Consider the following 21,193-nt stretch of genomic DNA (forward strand, 5'->3'; position numbering starts at 1 on the left):
GCATGGCCTGCTGTCGGTTCTGATGAAACGCGGGTGTCGATCAGGCCGCTGCGAACAGCTCGTTGCTGATCTGCGCCTGGGCGGCGCTCATGGCATTGGCGCGCGGCTCTTCACCGTAGGCCAGGCCGTGGGCACGGACGATTTCCAGATCGGTGATGCCGATGAAGCCGAGGAACACCTTGAGGAAGTCTTCGTGACCGGCGCCGGTCGGCTGGCCAGCGTGCAGGCCACCCGCGGTGGATACCAGAATCACCTTCTTGTCGCCACACAGGCCTTCAGGGCCGGCTTCGGTATAGCGGAAGGTCTGACCGGCAACTGCAACGCGGTCGATCCAGGCCTTGAGCTGAGTCGGGATGGTGAAGTTGTACATCGGCGCGCCAATCACCACCGCGTCCGCGGCGAGAAACTCTTGCAGGGTTTCGCTGCTCAACTGGGCTTCGTGCTGTTGTGCGGCATCGCGCATCGCTTCCGGGGTGCCTGCGGCGACCAGGGTGGCAGCCGAGAAGTGGCTGATCGCGTCGGCAGCCAGGTCACGGTAAACCACTTCTACCGACGGGTCGGCGGCTTTCCAGGCTTCGACCACGCTGCGGCTCAGCTGACGGGAGGCGGAATTGTCGCCCAGAATGCTCGAATCGATATGCAACAGTTTCATGAGACTCTCCTGATTGAAGACCGCATCTGGGCGATCACGATGGAGAGAATCCTACCTGCGCAGCGAATAGCTGATAAGTCAGTAAAAATGCGTTAGTTTGTCCTACTGACAGGACAATGGTGATTGCCATGCAAGACCTCAACGACCTTTTCTACTTCGCCCGGGTGGTCGAAGCCGGTGGTTTTGCTGCCGCCGGCCGCCAGTTGGGGATCCCCAAATCGCGGTTGTCACGGCGTATCGCCGAGCTGGAAGAGCGCCTAGGGACACGCCTGTTGCAGCGCACCACCCGCCAGCTCAAGCTCACCGCAGTCGGTGAGCGCTACGTGCGTCACTGCCAGGCCATGCTGCTGGAAGCGGAGATGGCCGACGAAGCGGTCGCCAGCATGACCAGCGAACCACGCGGACGCTTGCGCGTGTCCTGCCCGGTAGGCCTGGCCCACACACTATTGCCTTCAGTGATCAGCCAGTTTCTGGAGCAGTACCCGCAGGTGCAGCTGGATATGGTACTGCTCAACCGCCGAGTAGACCTGATCACCGAAGGCATCGACGTGGCCCTGCGGGTGCGCGACCTGGGTGATGAAGACCCGGCACTGGTGACCCGTCGTCTGCGTCAGGCACAGATGTACCTGGTGGCCGCCCCGGACTTTGCCGCTGCGCATGCCCCGGTCACCCCCGAGGACTTGTCCGGCTTGCCGGTACTCGGCGCGGTGGATGCCGATCGCCTGGTGCACCTGCGCTTACTCGACGCCCGCGGGCATAAACGCGAAGTGGCCCTGGAGGCACGCCTGGCGATTGACGACTTTGTCGTGCGCAAAACCGCAGCCATGGCTGGCCTGGGCTTCACTGCCCTGCCGATCATGCACTGCGAAGAAGAACTGGCCCGTGGCGAGCTGGTGCGACTGCTGCCAGACTGGTCGCTGCCCGGCGGCTACCTGCAGGCCGTCTACCCCCATCGACGCGGCTTGCTGCCGGCGGTGCGGGTCTGGATCGATCATTTGGTAGCGTCTTTTGCAGACTGTGGAGAGCGGTATGTCTGAGCGCACAATGAGCGAAGCGCAGGTTGCGGCGTATTGCCTGAGCCTGCCCGGCGCGCGGGAAGATTACAAATGGGGCGGTGTGCGGGTGTTCTCGATTGCCGGCAACAAAATGTTTGCTGTGCTCGACCTGGCCGGTGCGGGCTTGTCATTCAAAGTCGACAGCGACCTGTTCCTTGGCTACGCCGACCGCCCTGGTGTGCGCCCGGCGCCGTATCTGGCGCGCGCGCACTGGATCAGCATGGCGCCGCCCTACCCTATGGCGGGCGAAGAACTGCGTGAATTGCTGTAGCGCTCGCACCAGCTGGTCGTCAAACGTCTGCCCAAGCGCCTGCAGCCTGCCCTGCTGATATAACCCCGGTAGGAGCGGGCTTGCCCCGCGATCGTGGAGTGCCTTAAACACCGCTATCGCGGGGCAAGCCCGCTCCTACCGGATAACCGCAACCTTACAGCCAACGCCCGCCGAACAGCAGGTAATCGGCCCAGAACAACTGATGCAGGGCAACGATCAACCAGAAGCTCAACTGAAACGACACTTTGCGGGTCTTGTGCCGAAACGCCTGCTGAGCCAACAGCGCCCCAGGCCAGCCCCCGCAAAGCTCACTGGCATGCAGCACCTTCTCCGGCGTTCGCCACCCCTGATTGCGAGCCTGGTGCTTATCCCGCCAATACAACGCGAAACTCACCAGGCTTACCAGCGGATAAGCCACTGCAGGCAGCCAGGACTGCCCGCTGAGTAGCATCTGCACCGCCCCAACCAAGGGCAACACGCACAGGCCAATGAACACCAGGCCCTTGCTACGCAGGTGCCGAACCGCGCCATCAGGGCTAGCGGCGCGGCGAGTTGTCGATTGCGGACGGCTCATCGGCTCAACCGTGCGCCGTGGACCAATCAACCACACCGAACTGCCAGGTCGCCAGAATGATCAGACCAAACACAATCCGGTACCAGGCGAACATCGCATAGCTGTGGTTAGCAATGAACCGCAGCAAACCACGCACCGCAATCATGGCGAAGATGAACGACACCACAAAGCCAATCGCGAACACTGGGAAGTCACCGGGCTGGAACAGCTCGCGGTACTTGTAGCCCGAGTACACCGCAGCACCGACCATGGTCGGCATGGCCAGAAAGAACGAAAACTCGGTAGCCGCTTTACGCGACAGGCCAAACAACAGGCCACCAATGATGGTCGAACCCGAACGCGAAGTTCCCGGGATCATCGCCAGGCACTGGGCCAGGCCGATCTTCAGGGCATCGCTCCAACGCATGTCATCGACCTGCTCAACGCTGATCACATGCTCACGGCGCTCGGCCCACAACATGATCACACCCCCCACCACCAACGCCACAGCCACGGTGACCGGGTTGAACAGGTATTCGTGGATCAGGTCGGCAAACAACACGCCCAACACCACCGCCGGCATGAAGGCGATCAGCAGGTTGACGGTAAAACGTTGCGCCTGGCGCTCCTTGGGCAAGCCCAGCACCACGTCGAAAATCTTCCGGCGAAACTCCCAGACCACCGCCAGAATCGCCCCCAACTGGATAATGATGTTGAAGGCCATCGCCCGCTCACCACCAAAGTTGATCACGTCCGCGACCACGATCTGGTGACCGGTGCTGGAAATCGGCAAGAACTCGGTCAAGCCTTCGACAATACCCAAAATGACGGCCTGAAAGCCGGTCCAAAGATCCATTATTCCCCCACGAAGCGATGCCCAAGGCATGCCCCCGTTATAGTTTCCACAAGCCAAAGCGGATTCGAGTGCCCGGTCGATTGCCGCGACAGTTGGTCGCAAAGCCAACAGAAAAGTTCAGTCACCCTTCAGGTTTGTCCCGACCGGGCCGAAATCCTATCAGACCTCTGGAAAAAGCGCTGCTGGTCGGCACTACACATCTGCAGCCCATCAAGCACTTAGGCCTTGGTCGAGTAGGTGGATGAAAAAAACCATGGTGGGATGCGCAAGACAATAAAAAGAATGCGGGGTGACCGTTGCATGAAGACTCTACGCACTATGTCGATCAGCCGCCGCTTGTGGCTGATTCTGATCGTGGCAGTGGTGATGTTGTTGGCCCTGGGCATGTTGATGCTCAGGCAGATCCACGGTGACCTGTACCTGGCAAAGGCCGAGAAGACCCGCCATGTCGTGGAGGCCGCCGCCGGCGTACTGGCCTACTACCAGGGCCTGGAAGCGGCCGGCAGCCTGAGCCGTGAAGCGGCCCAGCAGCAAGCCTTGAGCGTGGTACGCGGCCTGCGTTACGACCAGAACGACTACTTCTGGATCAACGACCTGGGGCCGAAGATGATCATGCATCCGACCAACCCCAAGCTCGACGGCCAAGACCTTTCAGCGATACGCGACCCGGACGGCTTCGCCCTGTTCAGCGAAATGGTGGTGTTGGCCAAGGCACAAGGCGCAGGCAGCATTGACTACCGCTGGCCCAAGCCGGGTGCCAGCGAGCCGGTGGAAAAAACCTCCTATATCCAATTGTTCAAGCCGTGGGGCTGGGTTATCGGCTCCGGGGTCTATATCGACGACATGCAGCAGGAGTTCATGCGCCAAGTGCGAGACGCCTCGCTGTTGGGGCTTGGCATTGCCGCGGTCATGACCTTGCTGGTGGTGCTGATCGCTCGCAGCATCGCCCGGCCATTACAGGAAGCCGTGGATGCCATGGCCATGATTGCCAGCGGTGAAAGCGACCTGACCCGGCGCCTGGATACCCATGGCCGCGATGAAGTGACGCAACTGGGCGAACACTTCAACCGTTTTACCAGCAAGCTGCAGGGGGTTATCGGCCAACTTCAGGGCGCAGCCCACGCCCTCGGGCAATCGGCGGTCGATGTCGGCAGCAACGCTAACCAGGCTCAGCAACACAGCGAGCAGCAATCGGCGCAGATGGAACAGGTAGCGACCGCCATCAATGAAGTGAGCTACGCCGTGCAGGACGTCGCCAGAAACGCCGAACAAGCCTCCAGCGAAATGCGCGACGCACAACAGCGTGCCGAACAAGGCCAGCAAAGCATTCACGGCAGTTTGCAGCAGATTGATCAGTTGTCGGCGACCATCGATGAAGCCGTCACCGTGATCCAGACCCTGGCCAGCCAAAGCACACGCATTGGCAGCGTGCTGGAGGTGATCCGCTCGATCGCTGAGCAAACCAACCTGCTGGCCCTGAACGCCGCCATCGAAGCCGCCCGCGCCGGTGAGCAAGGGCGCGGGTTTGCCGTGGTTGCCGATGAGGTTCGCCTGTTGGCTCAGCGCACTCAGCAGTCGACCGCAGAAATCCAGAGCATGATCGAGCATTTGCAGGGCCAGTCGGAGGCGGCAGTCAAAGCGATCGACGCCAGCAGCACCGCATCGCGCCAGACCATCGAACAGGCCAGCCAGGCGGGCACCAGCCTCGACGCCATCAGCACGGCGCTGCATAACCTCACCGCCCTCAACGCTTCGATTGCCAGCGCCACGTTGCAGCAATCGCATGTGGTGGAGGACATCAATCGCAGCGTGACCGAAACCGCTGACTTGTCTCAGCACACCGCCCTGGCGGCGCAGCAATCGAGCAACGCCGGTAAAGCGCTGAACCAGCTGAGCACGCAACTGGAGCAATTGCTGCGTCAGTTTCGGGTGTGATTCAGCACCTGATATTTCTGCCAGTAGACCCTCAGCGGCGTTGGTTTCAAGGTAAAGCCTCCATCATCCAAGGAGGCTTTACCCTGCAGGGAACTGGCAAAAGGGTGGCCGAAAGCCATACGCCAGCGGTTGGACGGGCTGCGTAGCATTCGCCGCTACTAATCAAGCAGACTGATTCATCTGCTGTGCTTGCTGAGCGCGAGCAAACGCCACCAGGATGGCAGAAACGACTCGAGCAGGTACAATCGCCGCCCTCCCCCCGAATGTGCCAAGGAACGCCGATGTCCGGCCTTGAACTCATCGCCGCGATACTCGGCGTTACTGCCGTGTGGCTCACGGTCAAACAGAATGCCTGGTGCTGGCCGATCGGCCTGGTCATGGTGCTGATCTATGGCTGGCTGTTCTATGAAGTGAAACTCTACTCGGGCATGCTTCTGCAGTTGGCCTACGCGGTGCTGCAGCTGTATGGCTGGTGGCAGTGGAAACGTCCGGATCAGGTCAAGGCCGCGCGTCAGGTGTCGCGCCTGCACGCCCCGGCGCTGCTTGGCGGGTTGCTGTCGGGGCTGGTGCTGAGTGTCTGCCTCGGGGCAGCCATGGCTCACTGGACCGACGCAGCCCTGCCCTGGCTGGATGCCACGCTGACCGGTTTCAGCCTGGTCGCGCAGTTGTGGATGGCCCAGAAGCGCCTGCAGTGCTGGCCATTGTGGGTGGTGGTGGATGTGATCTACGTCGGTCAGTACCTGCACCAGCAGCTGTACTTCACCGCCGGATTTTTTGCGGTGCTCACCCTGATCGCCGTGCGCGGCTGGCTCGAGTGGCGCCGCGACCCGGCGTTGGTCAGCCTATGAAAGTCCTGGTACTGAGCGGCCCCGAGTCCAGCGGCAAAAGCTGGCTCGGCAGCCAGATCCAGGCGCGCTTTGGCGGTGAACTGGTGGGCGAATATGTCCGCCACTTCATTGATGAACAAGGCCGGGATACTTGCTACGCCGACATTCCAACGATCGCCCATGGCCAACTGGCCTGGGAAGACGCCGCACGTGCCCGCCAGCCCGAGCTGCTGATCCTCGATACCCACCTGTTGAGCAATATGCTATGGAGCCGTGTGCTGTTCGGCGATTGCCCGGCCTGGATTGAACAGGCGTTGCTGGATCGTCGCTATGACCTGCACCTGCTGCTCGACCCTGCAGGCGTCAACTGGGTCAGCGATGGTCAGCGCTGTCAGCCTGCGCTGCAGCAGCGCCAGGCGTTCTTCACCGATAGCCTGGCGTGGTTGCAGCGCCATCAGCAACCCGTCAACGTGATTGGCGGCGACTGGCCGCAGCGCAGCGTGGCGGCATTGACTGCGGTAGCGCAGCTGCTTGAAGGCTGATCGCCAGGCCATCGATTGTTAACCCCCTGATACACCCCAGCACCGCAAAGCCCCCGCAATTGGGCACTCATCCCCAAAGCCGGGGGTGGTGTTAAGGCGCTGATACACCCCACGCAAATGCCCTTTGAGCAAGGCCAGCGGCGCAATAAACGCTGCCGAGGCCAAAATCTGTCTCAAGGTTGATACAACTGAATCCCTCGGCGCTTAGCTTTGTTACATAAGCTTTTGATTTTCAAACACTATCAAAAAGCGGCACAGCTTCTGCTCTTCTCCTCGCAACGCTGACTAGGCCAGCGAACCGAAGAAGGGAGCGCCACCGTGAGGAAATTAGATAAAGGCATTTATCGCCTCCTGCTGGTCGGATGTGCTTTAGGATCAAGCTTCAGTGTGCCGGTCCAGGCCGAAAACGGGATTATCATCATTACCCGCGACGTGCAGACGCGCAACGCCATGCGCCCGCCCCTGGTGCCTGATCCCAATCCTGTCACCGTCAACGCCAACCCCTCCGCGCATATCCTCAAACAAACCAATGAGCTCAGTGATGGCGACTTTGCCGGGATCAGCAGCGGCTCTGGTATCAGCGCCATGGTTACCCAACAGACCAGCAACTTGGGTGCCAACATCAGCAACCAGACACAACTGCCCAACCTGGCCGGTGGCCGCGCAACAGGCGGCGGTAACGGCATCTCCAACATGGTCAACTCCAGCGTGCAGAAAGGCCTGGCGCCGCTGCAGATCCTGACCGGCGGAGGCAAGTGAGATGAGGCACACACTGCTGATTGTGGCGATGTTTTGCAGTGCACCGGCCTTCGCCCAGCCCCCCGTGACCAGCTCAGTCCCCATGATCAACAACGCCAATATCGACAGCTCCGGTAAGCAGTACCAGGGCAATTTTGCGGTCAACCAGGCGGCTGGCGATCTGCAGCAACAGGTCAACGCCCGGGCCATCGCCGTGGGCCACAACGCCAGCGCCACCACGCACATTCGCCAACGCCTGCATACCGTCGTAGACCCCAACATGGCGGCCAACTCGGGCATCCAGGGCGACGCCTTCAGCCATGGCAGCGGCGCACTGGGTGTGAACCAGAGCGCAGGTGCCGCCAACCAGCAAGCCAACGCACTGCGCATCACCCTCAGTGCACAACCACAAAGTATCGACGACAGCGTCCTCATGCAGCAGAACGTGGCGCTGCTCAACAGCTCCGATCCAACTGCCTCTAACCCCGGCTATCGCCAGGTCACGACCAGTGACCGGGCCTTCACCGGTAGCCGTGGGGTGATCCAGTTGAATCAGAGCGCCGGGGTGGGAAACCGAACGGCCAACTCCCTGAGCGTACGGGTCGCGGACTGACCCAAATAGGTAGAAACAACACTTAACCTAAAATAAAGTACGGAGAATCACCATGAAACCCTCGATGGCACTCAAGCCTCTGGTTTTCGCAATTGCTGCGATCATGGCTGTTGCTGTACAAGCTGAACAGAACGACCGGCGTGGTAATGGCCATCACCATGGCAACCACACTCCTCCACCTAAAGCGTTTTATGTCGACGCCACTGCTAACGCTCACGACAAGCAAAGCAGCACCAACAACAAAATCGTCAACAACGGCACGATAAACGAAGCCGAAATGAGCGAGTCTGCCACCGGGACCAGCGGTAACGTGGGTGTCAACGTGGCGGCAGGTGCTGGTAACCAACAGGACAACGCCGCGGCCATTGCCAACGCCGGCTCCGACTCCAGCGCGATCGACAACAGCTTCGTCTTCGGCACCTCCGAAGCCACCGCCAGAGTCAGGCAATACAGCAACAACAACAAGGTCTACAACAACGGCAGCTCCAACTCTGCGATCATGAACGGATCGGGCAGTGAAGGCAGCGGCAACATGGGCATCAACATTGCTGGCGGCGACCTGAACCAGCAGAAAAACACCATGGCCATTGCCAACACCAATGCACCTCTGGGTAATGCCACTGCCACCGCCAGTGCCGACCAAGACGGCCCAGGCCTGACGGTGATCAACGATGCTGACCGCACCTACCGCGTAGACACGCTGACGGTGACCAAAACTGCCACTGGCCGTACCTCGTACCAGAAAGACACCGAAGCCAGCGGCAGCCAAAGCCAGTCCTCGAACTTCGAGGTTAATGGCAACAGCAGCTGGACGGCGAACGGCAATAGCCACTTTGACGCCAACGGCAGCAAAAACCATGAAGCCAGCGGCTCCAAGGGCGGTACTCTGTTTGCCACGCTGGAAGCCCATGTGGATGGTGACAGGAGCTCCGAGTGGGACTATGGTCGTCGCAACGAAGGCTCCCGTAGCAGTGAGTTCGAAGCCAACCTGAACGCAACGTTGAACGTCGAAGTCAACAAAACCTGGAACAAAGAGTCGCACTCTGATTGGGATAAAGAGTTCAACTCTAACTTCGAGAAATCCTTCGAAACCACGTTCCATAAAGACGGCAACCAAGCGTCTGAGTCTGAGTACGAACACGAGAAGCACTTCCTCGAAACCAGCTCCTATGATTTGAGTAACTCCTACTCTTATCAAGTGCTGACCCCAACCGGCTGGGCCAACCCTGTAACCAACACCGCAACCCTCAATGGTTCGGTCAATGGCAACAGTGGCAACCTGGGCGTGAACGTGGCTGCTGGTGTAGGCAACCAGCAAAGCAACTCGCTGGCCATTTCCAACCAATCGTTCTGATTGGCGAAGCCTGGAGGCCCCCTTCGGGGGGCCTTTTCTCAACCGAACCAGTAGGCGTTCCGACTATGCGCATTTTCGCCTTGGCGTTTCTCCTTTGCCTTGCCAGTGTGAGCGAAGCGGCGCAGATGCCGCTTTCCGTCCTACCCGGCGGTGCGGTGATATACAAGCCGATCCAAAGCGTGCGCGAGCGCAAGTTCGTCGACCTGGTGCAACAGAAAACCGACTTCAGTTGCGGCGCTGCTGCGCTGGCAACCATCTTGCGCCAGGCCTATTGGCTGGACGTGGATGAAGCACAGATCATCGAAGGCATGCTGGCTCACTCCGATCAGGACCTGGTCCGTGTCCAGGGCTTTTCGATGCTCGACATGAAACGCTATGTAGAAAGCCTGGGCATGCGCGCCCGCGGTTACCGGGTACAACCCGACACACTGAAGAGCATCCAGATTCCAGTGGTCGTGCTCATGGATATCCGAGGCTACAAACACTTTGTCGTCATGCAGAAAGTCCATAACGGCTGGGTGTATATCGGCGACCCGGTACTGGGCCATAAACGCTTCACCATCGACGACTTTGTCAAAGGCTGGAACGGCATCATCTTCGCCGTGATCGGCAAGGGTTACGACAAGACCAACGCCTTGCTCGACCCACCCATGCCACTGACCGCCAAAGACCGCATCAACAACTTCACCCCGGTGCAGGACGCACAGTTAATGGATTTCGGATTCATTCAAAGCGACTTCTTCTAATGACAAGGAGCACGACGCTCCGGGAGCATCCCATGAAGACTCCAACCTGGCTGGTCGTGGCTTGCCTGGCCGTCAGCCTGCCGACCCAGGCAGAAATTTTCAAACCCATCGAATTGAAAGACCATGAAATGGCCAACCTGCGTGGCCGTTATGTCATGCCCGGACGCATCATCAGCTTTGGCGTAGTCATGACCAGCACCTGGCAGAACGCCAAAGGTGACGTCATCGGCGCACGGTCAGAGATGCAAATCCAGCAGTCGACCATCAAGCCACAGTTCTATGTGTCGATGATCAACGAAAAAGGCAATGGCCCCACGCGCGGGCAAGGCTCAGGGCCCGGCACCGGCACGGTAACCGGCGGCAGCGGCCTCAATACCACCGAAGGCGTCACACAGATCGTGCGCGCGGCCGGTGACAACAACACCGCTTACAACAAAGTTGACATCAACGTCACCAAGGGCAACCAGGCGCCTGCAACGCAACAACAGGGCAGACCGTTAGTCGCCGGCACCACCATGACTGGCAACAATGGCGCGGGCTCGCTGAGTGTGTCCTCGACCGGTACCGGCGTGCAACTGAACATCATCGCCAACAACAACCAGGGCGCCACCATGCAACGCCTGGCTCAGGGTGGCCTGATGCAGAACACCACATTGCTCGGCGGCGGCAACCAGGTCAGAAACTTCACATCCCTCAACGTCGTGCTGCGAGACAACGTAGCGAGCGCGGGAGCCGTGAGTGGCAACCTTGACCAGCTCAAAGGTCTTCGCACTCTCGGATTCTGATCTACGCTCAGTCTCATCAAATGCAGTTAGAAGGGACGGCTAACCCATGCACCGTTTGTTATCGCTCAGAGCTATTGTCTGTATCAGTAGCCTGGCCCCGGCGACAATGCTCTACGCAGCACCGGACCCCCAGGTCGAAGCACTAAAACAAGAACTGATGGAGTTGAAACAGCGTTACCAGGCACAACAGCAAGCGCTGATGGTACTTGAACAACGCGTGCGTCAAGTCGAGGAAACACCCGCTGCCCCTGCCCCCAAACGCCTGACCAAATCTCCTGCCGACCCCACCAGGAGTGCGCAGACGGTGGCTGCCGGTGCGCCTGGTACCTCGGGCAGTTCCTATGGCCAGTCGCTCCAGGAAAACTCCGAACCCGCACAAAGCGTGTCCAACCTGTACGACGAAGCCAGCGGCTTTTTCGGCGGTGGCAAGTTCAGCGTCGAAACCGGCCTGACCTACACGCACTATGACACCCGCGCCCTGGTCCTTAACGGTTTCCTGGCGCTGGACTCGATTTTCCTTGGCAACATCAACCTTGACCGCATCAAGGCCGACAACTGGACCCTGGACCTGACCGCACGCTACAACCTTGACCAGCGTTGGCAGTTCGACATCAACGTTCCGGTGGTGTACCGCGAGTCCACTTACTCGTCTGGCGGCGCAGGCGGTGCCGGCCCGGTTACCTCAGACGCCACCGTGACCCGCGACCCGACCATCGGCGATGTCAACGTCGGCGTGGCCTACAAATTCCTCGATGAGTCCGAAAACTGGCCTGATGCGGTGTTCACCCTGCGGGTCAAAGCCCCCACCGGTGATGATCCGTACGGCATCAAACTGGTCAACGACCCCACCAACGACAACCTGTCGGTACCTGAAGACCTGCCGACCGGCAACGGCGTCTGGGCGATCTCACCGGGTATCTCACTGGTCAAGACCTATGACCCTGCCGTGCTGTTCGGCAGCCTGTCGTACACCTACAACATGCAGGACTCGTTCAGCGACATCAGCCCCACCATCAACACCAAAGTGCCTGGTGACGTGAAACTCGGTGACTCCTGGCAGATCGGTGTCGGTATTGCCTTTGCCTTGAACGAAAAAATGAGTATGTCGTTCTCGTTCTCCGACCAGTTTGCCAACAAAAGCAAGATCAAACCTGATGGTGGCGACTGGCAGGATGTGCCGAGCAGCGACTACAACGCGGCCAACTTCAACATCGGCATGACCCTGGCGGCCACCGACAGCCTGACCATCGTTCCGAACCTGGCCATCGGTCTGACCGACGACTCGCCAGATTTCTCCTTCAGCCTGAAATTCCCGTACTACTTCTGATGTGATGTAGGAGCGGGCTTGCCCCGCGATCGCGGTTTTCCAGACACACCGCGATCGCGGGGCAAGCCCGCTCCTACAGGCGCAACCTTCAGCGAATCTGATGTTTGTGCAACAACCGATAGAACGTAGGCCGGGAGATCCCCAGCACCTTGGCGGCAATGCTCAAATTGTCACTGTGACGGGTCAGCACATCGCACAACGCCTGACGCTCGGCCAGATGCTTGTAATCCTCAAGCGTCCCCATACTCGCCGCAAACGCATGCTGGGGCAGCAAGCCCAGGTCCTGCGCCTCGATCTGCCGCCCTTCGGCCAATACCAGGCCACGCCTGACCCGGTTAGCCAGCTCACGCACATTACCCGGCCAATCATGCTTGCCCATCGCCACCAAGGCGTCCTCGCTGAAACTGCGCGGCCGCCGCCCGGTTTCCAGACTGTAGAAATGGGCAAAATGGTTGGCCAGCATCGACAGATCGCCGTGTCGGTCACGCAACGGCGCAGTGACCACTTGCAGAACGTTGAGGCGGTAATACAAATCCTCACGGAAGCGCCCGGCGGTAATCGCTTTTTCCAGATCCACATGAGTGGCCGCCAGCACCCGCACATCGACATCGATCGGCTGGCTGCCGCCTACCCGCTCGATATGTTTCTCCTGCAGGAAGCGCAGCAGGTTGGCCTGCAGTTCCAGGGGAAGATCGCCAATTTCGTCAAGAAACAGCGTTCCGCCGTTGGCCGCCTCGATACGCCCGATCTTGCGCTGATGCGCTCCGGTAAACGCACCCTTCTCATGGCCGAACAGCTCGGACTGAATCAGATGTTCCGGAATCGCCCCGCAGTTGATCGCCACAAAGGGTTTGTCATGGCGCTGCGACTGCCGATGCAGGGTGCGTGCAACCAGCTCCTTGCCGGTACCACTTTCGCCGCGGATCAGCACCGGCGATTCGGTCGGCGCCAGTTTGCTGAGCAATTTGCGCAATTCACGAATCGGCCGGCTGTCACCGAGCAGCTCATGTTCAAGTTCTTCGGCCTGCACACTGCCTTTGCCGCGCAGACGCGCCATGCCGAACGCCCGGCCAATGGTGACTTGCACCCGCGAGACATCGAACGGCAAGGTGTGAAAGTCAAAGAACCATTCACAGACAAAGTCACCGACGTTCTGCATGCGCAGCTCATCGGCGCTGAGCACCGCGATCCACTCGGTTTTGCTGCGGGTGATCAGGTCCTTGACTGCATCCGGGCGCTTGAGGTGCGAGGCCTGCAGACGCAGCAAGCCGACATCGCAAGGATGCTCAAGGGCCGAGGACAATGTACAGCTGTGGACATCCCAGCCGACATTGCGCAAGCCCGGCAATAAACGGTGGCAATCATCGCAGGGGTCGACGATCAGCAGACGGCGATTGGAAGCAGGCTCTAGCATGACCTTTCCTTGGCGCCAATTGTCGGAATATTAAATAGAAACAGCACGTTGGCAGGCCCGTTTGTAACAGTAGCAACGATGTGTCAGGCGCCCACTACCGTTTGTCCGTAAAGCGTCAAAAGGCAGGCGCGGGCGGGAATTTTCTTGAACTTTCAACGTCTGTGGATGCACACCTACATCATGTTTTTTGCAGATAATTAAAAAAAATCAACATTGCTTGTGACTCCAGCCGCTACTGCGTGCATCAGTACAAGTAACTCACCGCCAACGCGGTTGTTAATTATCTTGTTTGGGCCCACAGAGAGACCGAACCCATGAACGCCCCGCTCCGTGTCAACGAAGCACTGCTGATTGCCGACCACGCTTTCGAACCCTTCCAGTGTGTTGCTTGGGATTCGCCTAACGGTACAGGTGAACTGAGCCTGGCAGTGATCGACCGGACCAGCACTCGCATCGGCAGCAAACAGGTACCGAGCAGCACCTACTCGGACCCGGCGCAACTGGCCAGCCTGATTGAAGAAATGCGCGCTGATTTGAAAAAACAAGGTTGTGACCTGCAACCCTGGTCGATGCCGAAATAAGTAGTATCGATATCCGCGTTATATTGGCTGCGCATCTATGCGATGCGCGGTCAATACGTTAGTTGTTACAAAAGTTACACTGCGACAGTTCGTCGCAATTACCTTTGCATACTGTTCGGTATGCGTTGGCTTATTCAAGCACCTTGAAACTTTCCAGTGAGCGATAGTCGGCGTGTAATTGTTGCGCCAATAACTTCGCGCGCCCCAAACGCACCGGCGAACGTTCCATATCCACCACCACACTGGGACATGGCAATGGCTGCAACGGCGTCCAGGCCTTGAGCCGACCGTCGGTCAACAACAGGCAACGCTGCTGCTCATGAGGATGCTGACGCTGGCGCGCCAGCAACCAGCTGCGCGCCTCTTCAACCGCAGCCAACAACGGCGTACCACCCCCTGCCCCCAGGCCATCAAGCCAAGGCTGCAAGGCGGCCGAAGCTTTCAAGCCGTGACGCTGCCAACGCGGCGTTGCACCGCTGGCAGTGAGCAAGGCCAGACGCGCACGCTGGCGATAAGCCTGATCGAAGAGCCCGGCGAGCAGACCCTTGGCATGGCTCAAGGCCTGGTAACGCCGGGTCGAGGCCGAGGCATCGACGATCACCAGCCACAGTTCATGGGCGCTGGCGGTGCGTTGCTGCCAGCACAGATCGCGGCGCTGACGCGGGCGGCCCTTGAGCAACGTCGCTGACCACGCCACCTTGCCCTGCGCTGCATCACGGGCTCGCCCGCGCGGTCCTTGTTTGATCGCCCCAGGTTTGGGCCTGGCATCCGCCGTATGGGTGCGACAGATGCTCAGGGCTTTTTTGCCCAGTTCGGCACCTCGCGCCGGGCTCCGGTAGCCATGGCTTGCGGCGGCATTTCCCCCCAGGCGCCCTGCCCCTGGGCGGCGCTGTCCGCCTGCCCGCCCTGTGGTTCGAGTGCCGGGCTGTGTGCCGAGGATTCAGGCGTCTGGCGACGGCGATGACGCAAGGCGAATTCAGCCACCGCTTCAATGTCTTGCACCTCGATCTGGCCAGCGCCGCGCCAGGCCGCATGGGCGCGGGCAGCACGCAACCAGACCAGGTCGGCACGTACGCCATCGACTCCGGCAGCAAAACACCGCTCGGTAATCAATGCCAGCGCCTGGTCATCCAAGGCAATGCGAGGTAACTGCTCACGGGCAGCCTGACAGCGCTCACGCAACTGCGCCTGAGCGCTGGCCCAGTGTGCGCAAAACGCCTCTGGGTCAGCATCGAAATCCAGACGCCGGCGGATAATCTGCCCCCGGGCTGCCGGGTCTGGTTGGCCATCGAGCGCTACGTTGAGGCCAAAGCGATCAAGCAATTGCGGGCGCAGTTCACCCTCTTCCGGGTTCATCGTGCCTATCAGTACAAAACGGGCGCTGTGGCGGTGCGAGATGCCGTCGCGCTCAATGCGGTTGGTACCACTGGCTGCAACATCCAACAGCAAGTCCACCAGATGGTCGGCCAGCAGGTTGACTTCATCCACATACAGCACGCCACCGTCGGCCTTGGCCAGCACGCCGGGCGAAAACTGTGCCTTGCCTTGTGCCAACGCGGCGTCCAGATCTAGGGTGCCAACCAGACGTTCTTCGCTGGCCCCGAGCGGCAAGGTCACGAACGGCCCTTCATCGAGCAGATCAGCCAGCCCGCGTGCCAAAGTACTTTTGGCCATGCCGCGCGGACCTTCGATCAACACCCCACCGATTTTCGGGTCGATCGCGGTCAGGCACAGGGCAAGCTTCAGTGGCTCGGCGCCAACCACGGCAGACAGGGGAAAATGTGCAGGTTCAGTCATTTCAGGTCTCTTCTTCGCTGTCCAGCAGCTGCTCTTCAAGGGCTTCGCGGTAGTCCCCCGGCGCCTCCCACAGGCCTCTCTGCTGGGCTTCAAGCAAGCGCTCGGTAATGTCGCGCAGGGCTTGCCGGTTGTGCTGGTGCAAGAATGCGCGGGTTTGCGCGTCGAGCACATAGGCGTCGGCCAAGGCCTGGTAGTGGTGATCGTCGATCAAATGCGTGGTGGCATCGAAGGCGAACAGGTTATCGACGGTTGCGGCCAGCTCGAAGGCACCTTTGTAGCCATGGCGTTTGGCGCCGTCGATCCACTTCGGGTTCAGCGCCCGAGCGCGGATAACCCGGTTCAGCTCTTCCTTCAAGGTGCGAATGCGCGGGCGATCCGGCTGGCTGTGGTCACCGTGATAACTGGCAACTGGCTGGCCGCCCAGGCTTTCGACGGCCGCCAGCATGCCACCCTGGAACTGGTAATAGTCATTGGAGTCGAGCAGGTCATGCTCGTGGTTGTCCTGGTTTTGAATCACTGCCTGAACATGCTGCAGACGCCGGGCAAAATCGGCGCGCGCCGGTGTACCTTCATCGCTGGCGCCGTAGGCGTAGCCGCCGTGGTTGAGGTAAACCTCGGCAAGGTCTTTACGCTCGACCCACAGCTGCCCGTCGATGGCATTTTGCACGCCGGCGCCGTAGGCACCAGGTTTGGCGCCGAACACTCGCCAGCCCGCCTGGCGCGCCGCCTGCTCGGCACTCAGCCCCTGAGCTTGCAGCTCGGTACGTTCATTGCGCACCCTGGCGGCAAGCGGGTTGAGGTCATCCGGCTCATCCAGCGCGGCGACCGCCTGCACGGCAGCATCGAACAGTTTGATGAGGTTACCGAAGGCGTCGCGGAAGAATCCGGAGACCCGCAAGGTCACATCCACCCGCGGCCGGTCGAGCAGGCTCAAGGGCAGGATCTCAAAGTCGTCGACACGCTGGCTGCCGCTGGCCCACACCGGGCGCACACCTAACAGCGCCATGGCCTGGGCAATGTCATCGCCACCGGTGCGCATGGTTGCCGTGCCCCATACCGACAAACCGAGCTGACGCAAGTGATCGCCGTGATCCTGCAGATGACGCTCAAGGATCAGGTTGGCCGAGGCAAAGCCAATGCGCCACGCCGTGGTGGTCGGCAGGTTGCGCACATCCACGGTAAAGAAATTGCGCCCGGTCGGCAGCACGTCAAGGCGCCCACGGCTGGGTGCGCCACTCGGGCCGGCGGGGACGAAGCGCCCTTGCAGGGCAGCCAGCAGCCCTTGCAGTTCTGCCGGGCCGCAAGCGTCCAGTTGCGGTGCAATGGTCTGCTGCAACGCCGTGAGTACGGCTCGCACATCGTCCCAGGCAGGCTCATCATCCAGCGCGACAGTGCCTGCCAAGGCCTGCTCAATGCACTGGCCAGCAAGCAGTTCCAAACGTTCGCGGGTATCACCGCTGGTACGCCAGAGCGCCTCACTCTGTGCTTGCAACAGTGCCGGACGCGGCCCCTCCCAGGGTTGGCCGAGGTCGCAGTCGAGCGGGTCGAAAGCCAAGGCCAGCGCCCGTGCCAGGGCGCGCAGCAAACTGGCATTGGCACCACGGCCATCACCGCGTGCAACGCGCAACAAGGCCAGCAAGGTGTCGATGCGCAAGCGCCCGCTTGGCGACTCGCCGAACACATGCAGGCCGTCACGGATCTGCGACTCTTTCAGGTCACACAGATAGGTGTCCAAGCGCGGCAGCCACACCGCCGCATCATCCAGAGCACCTTCGAGCTGCAGCTCGCGGTCGATATGGTTGTCGCGCACCAGCTCGAGAATATCCCGTTGCAGTTCGCGGGCGCGCCGCGGGTCGAGCAACTGCGCTTCGTAGTACTCATCGGCCAAGGCTTCGAGGTGCCGCAACGGGCCATAGGTTTCGGCCCGGGTCAGCGGCGGCATCAGGTGGTCGATGATCACCGCCTGGGTACGCCGTTTGGCCTGGGCACCCTCGCCCGGGTCGTTGACGATGAACGGATAGATGTTGGGTAATGGCCCGATCAGCGCATCCGGCCAGCAACTGGCAGACAACCCGACGCCCTTGCCCGGCAACCATTCCAGGTTGCCGTGCTTGCCGACATGAATCAGCGCGTCGGCAGCAAAGCCATGGCGCAGCCAGAAGTAAAACGCCAGGTAGCCATGCGGGGGCACCAGATCAGGGTCGTGGTACACCGCGCTTTGATCGAGTTGATAGCCGCGTGCTGGCTGGATGCCTACAAAGGTCAGGCCAAAGCGCAGACCGGCGACCATCATCCGCCCGTTGCGGCACATCGGGTCCTGCTCGGGCTCGCCCCAGCGTTCACGCACGGCGTCCTGATTAGCTTGCGGTAGCGCAGCGAACGCAGCCCGATAGTCCGCCATGGCCATGCTTTGCAGGCAGGGGCGCTGGTCGAGGCTGTCGAGGTCATTACTGACGCCGCCGAGCAGCGCCTGGATCAGTGCCGTGCCGTTCTCTGGCAGATCGCTCAGCGGATAGCCCTGATCACGCAGGGCACGGAGGATGTTCAGCGCCGCTGCCGGGGTGTCGAGGCCAACGCCGTTGCCAATCCGGCCATCACGGGTCGGGTAGTTGGCAAGGATCAAGGCCACGCGCTTGTCCTGATTAGGCAACTGCGCCAGTACGCTCCAGCGCCGCGCCAGTTCTGCGACAAAGTCCATGCGCTCGGCATGCGGGCGGTAGCAGACCACATCCGACTGGCTGCGCTCACTGCGCCAGGCCAGGTCCTTGAAACTGATCGGCCGGGTGATGATACGCCCGTCCAGCTCCGGCAAGACGATGTGCATGGCCAGGTCGCGCGCCCCGAGCCCCTGCTCGCTGGCTTCCCAGCCCGGCTGGTTGTCTTGCGCGCAGATCGCCTGCAGCACCGGAATATCCCGGCGAAACGGCCGCAGGTGCGGTTGTTCCGGGCTGGATTGGGCAAACCCGGTGGTGTTGATGATCAACGCCGCCTCGACCGCGTCCAGCCAGTCCTCTACTTGACTCAGGCAGCCCGCCTCCTTGAGGCTCGCCAGCGCAATCGGCAAAGGATTCAGCCCAGCGGCGTGCAGGCGTTCACAGAACGTATCGATAAACGCGGTGTTCGCCGCTTGCAAATGCGAGCGGTAAAACAGAATTGGCACCACCGGTTGATCGACCTGCCACTCGGCAAACCAGTCAGCCAGTTCAGCACTGGCTTTACGCGGGTGATACACCGACGTGCGCGGCAACTGCTGCGGCTCGCACCAGGCGTAATCGCGCTGCAGGTACTCGCTGGCCAGGTAATTGAACAGGTGAAGGGCATTAGCCTTGCCGCCCTGGCGCAAGAAGTGCCAAAGCCGCTCGGTCTGCTCCGCTGGCACCGTGCTCAGGCTGCTGAGCTCCGGGTCCGGGCGATCATCACCCGGTACCAGAATCAGTTGTACGCCACGGGCCGCCAGCTCGAGCAACTGCTCGACGCCATAGCGCCAATAACCGACGCCACCATGCAGCGACACCAGAATGACCTTGGCATGGCGCAGCACCTGGTCGACATAAAGGTCGACCGAGGCATGGTTCTGAACCTGCATCGGGTTGGCCAGACGCAGGCTGGGGAAATCTTCTGGCAACTGTTGGGCGGTTGCCGCCAACAGTGCCAGGTGTGAATCACCGCTGCAGAGAATGACCAGCTCGGCGGGGGTTTGGCCGAGGTCGGCAATACTGTCGTCCGGTACAAAACCACCGGGCTGGGTCCGCAGCAAATGCATGGGTCAGGCGCCCAGGGCAGCGCGCAGGCTCGCTTCCAGCGCAGCGGCATCGAGCTCCTGGCCAATCAGCACCAGGCGCGTGATGCGCGGCTCTTCGCTACGCCAGGCGCGATCGAAGTGTTTATCGAACCGCGTGCCCACGCCTTGAATCAACAAACGCATGGGTTTACCCGGAATCGCGGCAAAGCCTTTGACCCGCAGAATGCCATGCTGCACCACCAGTTGCGTCAGGGCGTCGAGCAGCAGGCTGTCGTCGGCTTCAGGCAGCTCGATGGAGATCGAATCGAAGGCATCGTGGTCATGATCGTCGTGATCGTCACCATCATGGTGGCTGTCGTGGTGGGTACGACGGCCATCAATGTGCGCTTCGGACTCAGCGCCCAGGCCCAGCAACACCTCCAGCGGCAGGCGGCCACTGCTGGCCTCGATGACTTTGACCGCTGGCGGCAGTTCTTCCTCGACTTCGGCGCGCACCTTGGCCAGGTCGTCGGCAGCGATCAGGTCGGCCTTGTTCAGTACAACCAGGTCGGCACTGGCCAACTGGTCGGCAAACAGCTCATGCAGCGGCGACTCGTGGTCCAGGTTAGGGTCGAGTTTGCGCTGCGCATCGACCTGCTCCGGGTAGGCGGCGAAGGTACCGGCGGCCACCGCCGGACTGTCGACAACGGTGATCACTGCGTCAACGGTGCAGGCGTTGCGGATTTCTGGCCACTGGAAGGCCTGTACCAGTGGTTTGGGCAGCGCCAGACCGCTGGTCTCGATAAGGATGTGGTCCAGATCACCGCGCCGCGCCACCAGCTCACGCATCACCGGGAAGAACTCTTCCTGCACGGTGCAGCACAGGCAGCCATTGGCCAGTTCGTAGACACGGCCACTGGCCTCTTCTTCAGTGCAACCGATGCTGCACTGCTTGAGAATTTCGCCATCGATACCCAGCTCACCGAATTCGTTGACGATCACCGCAATGCGGCGCCCCTGCGCGTTGTCGAGCATGTGCCGCAGCAGTGTGGTTTTGCCCGAGCCGAGGAAGCCGGTAACGATCGTGACGGGAAGTTTGGCCAGTGTTTTCATGCGGATGCCCTTGGCAGGATGGCGGGCATGCGCGACGAGAGCCACAGGCTGTATTGCCTGGGCGCGTTCGCCACCGGATCACCCCGCCCGGTTGATGTCGAAAACGGTTCGAGGCAGGTCTCCTGGCTTGCATGCTACTGGCCGTTGGCCAGTTGAACGACGCCTTCCCGCAGCGATGCAGTGGCTGTGTCGAACCGTTCAATGCTTACAGTTGCGGGGGCAGCCGCGGCTTTAACCGCGTTCCCGTCTTAGCTTCGGCCAACGCCGAAGAACCTCGAAGGCGCAAGGCTACGCATGCACGCGAGGCGGGTCA

18 protein-coding genes, 3 pseudogenes and 1 riboswitch are annotated in these 21,193 nt (G+C 60.7%); of the genes and pseudogenes, 13 read left to right on the forward strand and 8 right to left on the reverse strand.

The window, feature by feature from the left end:
- Nucleotides 1–40: 40 nt before the first annotated feature.
- Entirely contained in the window at nucleotides 41–652 is a 612-nt protein-coding gene (locus tag ACVWSC_RS14840; protein WP_442107269.1) for an FMN-dependent NADH-azoreductase, read from the reverse strand.
- 128 nt (nucleotides 653–780) lie between these two features.
- On the opposite strand from ACVWSC_RS14840, the gene ACVWSC_RS14845 reads away from it, so the two are divergent.
- Nucleotides 781–1,689 carry a LysR substrate-binding domain-containing protein gene (locus tag ACVWSC_RS14845; protein ID WP_442107271.1) on the forward strand — a complete coding sequence of 303 codons (909 nt, stop codon included), beginning with the start codon at nucleotides 781–783 and terminating at the stop codon, nucleotides 1,687–1,689.
- Nucleotides 1,682–2,041, forward strand: a pseudogene (locus tag ACVWSC_RS14850) (MmcQ/YjbR family DNA-binding protein). The gene ACVWSC_RS14845 and the pseudogene ACVWSC_RS14850 overlap by 8 nt, the downstream one beginning before the upstream one ends.
- Nucleotides 2,042–2,132: 91 nt before the next feature.
- Here the strand turns inward: ACVWSC_RS14850 and ACVWSC_RS14855 are convergent.
- Together ACVWSC_RS14855 and ACVWSC_RS14860 are read right to left on the reverse strand one after the other, a co-directional pair.
- On the reverse strand, nucleotides 2,133–2,552 hold the full coding sequence (locus ACVWSC_RS14855; protein WP_442107273.1) for a DUF1294 domain-containing protein: 420 nt from the start codon (nucleotides 2,550–2,552) through the stop codon (nucleotides 2,133–2,135).
- Between the two features lie 4 nt (nucleotides 2,553–2,556).
- Nucleotides 2,557–3,387, reverse strand: a complete 831-nt coding sequence (locus tag ACVWSC_RS14860) for an undecaprenyl-diphosphate phosphatase (RefSeq protein WP_442107275.1) — start codon at nucleotides 3,385–3,387, stop codon at nucleotides 2,557–2,559.
- 390 nt (nucleotides 3,388–3,777) lie between these two features.
- On the opposite strand from ACVWSC_RS14860, the pseudogene ACVWSC_RS14865 reads away from it, so the two are divergent.
- From ACVWSC_RS14865 to ACVWSC_RS14910, 10 genes and pseudogenes are all read left to right on the forward strand, one after another.
- A pseudogene (locus tag ACVWSC_RS14865) lies at nucleotides 3,778–4,464 on the forward strand (cache domain-containing protein); the annotation flags it as partial.
- A 267-nt stretch (nucleotides 4,465–4,731) separates the two neighbouring features.
- Nucleotides 4,732–5,322, forward strand: a pseudogene (locus ACVWSC_RS14870) (methyl-accepting chemotaxis protein); the annotation flags it as partial.
- 281 nt (nucleotides 5,323–5,603) lie between these two features.
- Complete coding sequence (gene pnuC, locus ACVWSC_RS14875) at nucleotides 5,604–6,170, forward strand: nicotinamide riboside transporter PnuC (protein WP_442107277.1); 567 nt, start codon at nucleotides 5,604–5,606, stop codon at nucleotides 6,168–6,170.
- Nucleotides 6,167–6,691: an AAA family ATPase gene (locus ACVWSC_RS14880; protein WP_442107279.1), complete on the forward strand. Its 525-nt coding sequence runs from the start codon at nucleotides 6,167–6,169 to the stop codon at nucleotides 6,689–6,691. Before pnuC ends, ACVWSC_RS14880 begins: the two co-directional genes overlap by 4 nt.
- A 318-nt stretch (nucleotides 6,692–7,009) precedes the next feature.
- Entirely contained in the window at nucleotides 7,010–7,450 is a 441-nt protein-coding gene (locus tag ACVWSC_RS14885) for a hypothetical protein (RefSeq protein ID WP_442107281.1), read from the forward strand.
- Between the two features lies 1 nt (nucleotide 7,451).
- The gene (locus ACVWSC_RS14890; protein ID WP_442107283.1) at nucleotides 7,452–8,042 is read left to right on the forward strand and encodes an adhesin; all 591 of its coding nucleotides are present in this window, start codon (nucleotides 7,452–7,454) and stop codon (nucleotides 8,040–8,042) included.
- Nucleotides 8,043–8,094: 52 nt separating this feature from the next.
- On the forward strand, nucleotides 8,095–9,396 hold the full coding sequence (locus tag ACVWSC_RS14895) for an autotransporter outer membrane beta-barrel domain-containing protein (protein WP_442107285.1): 1,302 nt from the start codon (nucleotides 8,095–8,097) through the stop codon (nucleotides 9,394–9,396).
- 65 nt (nucleotides 9,397–9,461) lie between these two features.
- Nucleotides 9,462–10,142, forward strand: a complete 681-nt coding sequence (locus tag ACVWSC_RS14900) for a C39 family peptidase (RefSeq protein ID WP_442107287.1) — start codon at nucleotides 9,462–9,464, stop codon at nucleotides 10,140–10,142.
- Nucleotides 10,143–10,174: 32 nt separating this feature from the next.
- Nucleotides 10,175–10,927 carry a hypothetical protein gene (locus ACVWSC_RS14905; protein WP_442107289.1) on the forward strand — a complete coding sequence of 251 codons (753 nt, stop codon included), beginning with the start codon at nucleotides 10,175–10,177 and terminating at the stop codon, nucleotides 10,925–10,927.
- Nucleotides 10,928–10,973: 46 nt separating this feature from the next.
- Nucleotides 10,974–12,254: a coiled-coil domain-containing protein gene (locus ACVWSC_RS14910; RefSeq protein WP_442107291.1), complete on the forward strand. Its 1,281-nt coding sequence runs from the start codon at nucleotides 10,974–10,976 to the stop codon at nucleotides 12,252–12,254.
- Nucleotides 12,255–12,342: 88 nt separating this feature from the next.
- On the opposite strand, the gene ACVWSC_RS14915 is transcribed toward ACVWSC_RS14910, so the two are convergent.
- A complete protein-coding gene (locus ACVWSC_RS14915; protein WP_442107293.1) occupies nucleotides 12,343–13,668 on the reverse strand; it encodes a sigma-54 dependent transcriptional regulator in 1,326 nt (441 codons plus the stop codon).
- Between the two features lie 314 nt (nucleotides 13,669–13,982).
- On the opposite strand from ACVWSC_RS14915, the gene ACVWSC_RS14920 reads away from it, so the two are divergent.
- Nucleotides 13,983–14,249 carry a hypothetical protein gene (locus tag ACVWSC_RS14920; RefSeq protein WP_442107295.1) on the forward strand — a complete coding sequence of 89 codons (267 nt, stop codon included), beginning with the start codon at nucleotides 13,983–13,985 and terminating at the stop codon, nucleotides 14,247–14,249.
- A 130-nt stretch (nucleotides 14,250–14,379) separates the two neighbouring features.
- Here the strand turns inward: ACVWSC_RS14920 and ACVWSC_RS14925 are convergent, their stop codons facing one another.
- Genes ACVWSC_RS14925 through cobW form a run of 4 tightly spaced genes read right to left on the reverse strand, consistent with a single transcriptional unit; the run spans nucleotide 14,380 to nucleotide 20,880 of the window.
- The gene (locus tag ACVWSC_RS14925; RefSeq protein WP_442114306.1) at nucleotides 14,380–14,994 is read right to left on the reverse strand and encodes a vWA domain-containing protein; all 615 of its coding nucleotides are present in this window, start codon (nucleotides 14,992–14,994) and stop codon (nucleotides 14,380–14,382) included.
- A 47-nt stretch (nucleotides 14,995–15,041) separates the two neighbouring features.
- On the reverse strand, nucleotides 15,042–16,046 hold the full coding sequence (locus ACVWSC_RS14930; protein ID WP_442107297.1) for a magnesium chelatase ATPase subunit I: 1,005 nt from the start codon (nucleotides 16,044–16,046) through the stop codon (nucleotides 15,042–15,044).
- 1 nt (nucleotide 16,047) lies between these two features.
- Nucleotides 16,048–19,809: a cobaltochelatase subunit CobN gene (cobN, locus tag ACVWSC_RS14935; protein WP_442107299.1), complete on the reverse strand. Its 3,762-nt coding sequence runs from the start codon at nucleotides 19,807–19,809 to the stop codon at nucleotides 16,048–16,050.
- Between the two features lie 3 nt (nucleotides 19,810–19,812).
- Nucleotides 19,813–20,880 carry a cobalamin biosynthesis protein CobW gene (gene cobW, locus ACVWSC_RS14940; protein WP_442114307.1) on the reverse strand — a complete coding sequence of 356 codons (1,068 nt, stop codon included), beginning with the start codon at nucleotides 20,878–20,880 and terminating at the stop codon, nucleotides 19,813–19,815.
- A 95-nt stretch (nucleotides 20,881–20,975) separates the two neighbouring features.
- Nucleotides 20,976–21,172: riboswitch (cobalamin riboswitch) on the reverse strand.
- Nucleotides 21,173–21,193 lie beyond the last annotated feature (21 nt).

This window comes from Pseudomonas sp. NUPR-002 (assembly GCF_056322725.1).